This window comes from Paenibacillus caui (genome assembly GCF_019904135.1).
Lineage (GTDB): Bacteria > Bacillota > Bacilli > Paenibacillales > Paenibacillaceae > Fontibacillus > Fontibacillus caui.
In genome coordinates this window covers 1-2,521 of sequence record NZ_JAIOGQ010000071.1, presented here as the reverse complement: position 1 = coordinate 2,521, position 2,521 = coordinate 1, and the positions used below count along the sequence as shown (strand labels likewise).

Here is a 2,521-nt window from a genome sequence, read left to right as displayed (position 1 = left end):
GGACGAGGCGCTGCTAAAGATGCTGTATCTGGTCACCATGGATGTCACCCGCAAATGGACAGGCCGTGTCCAGAACTGGGGCCAAATGCTGTTGCAGTTCTCGGTCTTCTTCCCCGAACGCATCGGCCAACATCTGCCGTAAGGGCAATCTCCCCCATGGGGGAGTCTCTATAAATGAGTTTACACAAAATTATTGACACACCCATATCAGCAGATTAAACTCCTTAATCATTGATTTCATTTCTAAATTTCCGGAAATCTTTAGGTGTTCTTTCATGATATTTTTTAAAAGACTGAATAAAGTGATTTACATGATTGAAACCCACTCTGCCTGCTATTTCGGTTATGGTATAATCTGTTGAGATTAATAACTCACTGCTTTTCTTGATCCGGTACTTAATTAAGTACTCGTAAGGTGTCATATGAATGGTTCTCTTAAAACTCCGGGTGCATTCCGAAACACTTAGATGCGCTATATCAGCAATCTCTTGCAGTGTTATATGATTTGAGTAGTTCTGATGGATGAAGCTGAGCATTAATTGAAGTCTTTCTTGTTGCAGCTTTAAGTATTTAGGTGCTTCCTCAGAAGAAAGTGAAATGTTAGAAATTAAGATAAACCATAATTGTACCGTTGTGATCGAAACCTCATATTCCCACCCCCAGTTTTTTTTCATATCAAATTTCTTTTTCATATCCCAAAGCATTTCTACTACTTGACTTTCCCATTCAACATCTCCCTTGATTACTAGTGACACTAAGGAAGAGTTTGTATAAGGAAGTACATAATTTTGTTCCATGGCACTATCTGCGTAGAAGGCCAGCAGCTTCTCAGGAAAATTAAAACTGACATATTGACCGTTATTTGTCAGGTTCGTAGTAACATGAAGGATGCCCTTATTAATTAAAATGGCCTGACCTGTTTCTAATTCATGATCAATCCCATTAACTTGTATAACTAGTTTTCCTTTAGTAACCAAAGTAATTTGCAGTTCTTCATGCCAATGTAAATCGTTAAATCCTCTACCTTCAGGAATACTTCGATGAATAGTATGGGTGTACATGATGTATGGAAATGAAACATCGGGATATAAAATGGTCTCGTGCAATTGTTTTTCCATTTTAGCGAAGTCCTTTCTGGTGACGATATTTCTATATAAATTAAAGATATAGTTACACAAATAAAATAAAAGTGGTGATATTATTATATCAGATCTTCGGCTTATCATTACAATCCTGTGCACAGACGATTGGATAAGACGTCTTGGAGGCGTACATGTGAAAATAAATCAATCGTCTTTACCGTTTCATCCGTATATTTTGCTCTTCATCAGCATACTGTCTGTTTCTATCTCATCCATCATGATAAAATCTTCAGATACTCCAACCTCTGTGGCTGGAATGTACAGATTGTATATATCAGTAATCATTATGCTTCCTTTTGTACCTTGGAAAACTCTCCGATCCTCAGAGATGAACCAAAAAGATTGGAGTACCGTTTTTTTAGCTGGTCTATTTCTCGGGTTATACTTCTTATGTTGGATGGAATCTTTAGTATATACCTCAGTTGCGAGCTCCATGGTGATCTTATCATTACAACCTTTATTTGTATTGATTGGTTCATATTTTATGTTTAGAGAACGAACCAACATATTAACCATTCTTTGTTTGATTGCTGCTCTTTTAGGTTCAGTAATTATAGCTTGGGGAGACATCGGGGTTTCGAGGGAGGCGTTAATAGGTGATGGATTATCCTTATTAGGAACAATCCTGGTTTCAGCATATATGCTGGCAGGACAGAAAGTAAGTCGCAAAATTGACGCAAATTTATACAGTGTTATTGTTTTTTTTCTAGGCGGGAGCGTCATGCTAGTCTACTGTTTGTTAAATAATATCACTTTGACCCAATATGACTCCTCGGATTGGACTTATTTCTTGTTACTTGCAGTGATCCCAACTATTTTTGGACAATATATTTTTAATCTGTTGTTAAAATCTATAGGCGCAACTACGGTTTCTGTAGGTATTATTGGAGAGCCTGTTTTAGCCATAATTCTGGCCTATTTATTCTTGGGAGAAACCATCTCTATCTTTCAATTCATAGGTGGATTGATCACATTACTAGGCATGAGTATGTATTTTTGGTTACAATCCCTAAACTATTCAGATGAGGTGAATGTTTAAATGGCAACGATTGATGATTGTTTGAAACTGGATATTCGTGTTGGAACCATTATTAAAGCTGAGTTTTTCGCAAAAGCAAAAGTACCTGCTATCAAACTTGAGATTGATTTTGGACAAGAAATTGGAATAAAAACGTCTAGTGCACAAATTACAAAAAGATATACGGCTGAAGATATTATAGGGCAACAAGTAATGGGGGTAGTCAATTTTCCTGGCTCTTCGCTCTACTGGGTGGGTACAATGTTGAATGTTAGTTTCATAACCCCTTCCGCCTTTAAGAGATTTTCAGATGTTGAAACAGCCCTCAAGGAAAGAACTTGACCGCTGTTTCAACATCTGA

Annotated in this window: 3 protein-coding genes and 1 pseudogene; 3 read left to right on the top strand and 1 reads right to left on the bottom strand. The window is 37.2% G+C overall.

Annotation, left to right across the window (positions count from 1 at the left end; genetic code table 11):
* Nucleotides 1-142 (top strand): annotated as a pseudogene (locus K7397_RS21775) (IS256 family transposase); the annotation flags it as partial.
* An 82-nt stretch (nt 143-224) separates the two neighbouring features.
* Here the strand turns inward: K7397_RS21775 and K7397_RS21115 are convergent.
* Nucleotides 225-1,118 carry an AraC family transcriptional regulator gene (locus K7397_RS21115; protein WP_223070547.1) on the bottom strand — a complete coding sequence of 298 codons (894 nt, stop codon included), beginning with the start codon at nt 1,116-1,118 and terminating at the stop codon, nt 225-227.
* Between the two features lie 157 nt (nt 1,119-1,275).
* Here K7397_RS21115 and K7397_RS21110 point away from each other — a divergent pair, with 157 nt between their 5' ends.
* A complete protein-coding gene (locus K7397_RS21110; RefSeq protein WP_223070546.1) occupies nt 1,276-2,181 on the top strand; it encodes a DMT family transporter in 906 nt (301 codons plus the stop codon).
* Complete coding sequence (locus K7397_RS21105) at nt 2,182-2,502, top strand: hypothetical protein (protein WP_223070545.1); 321 nt, start codon at nt 2,182-2,184, stop codon at nt 2,500-2,502.
* Nucleotides 2,503-2,521: the final 19 nt, after the last annotated feature.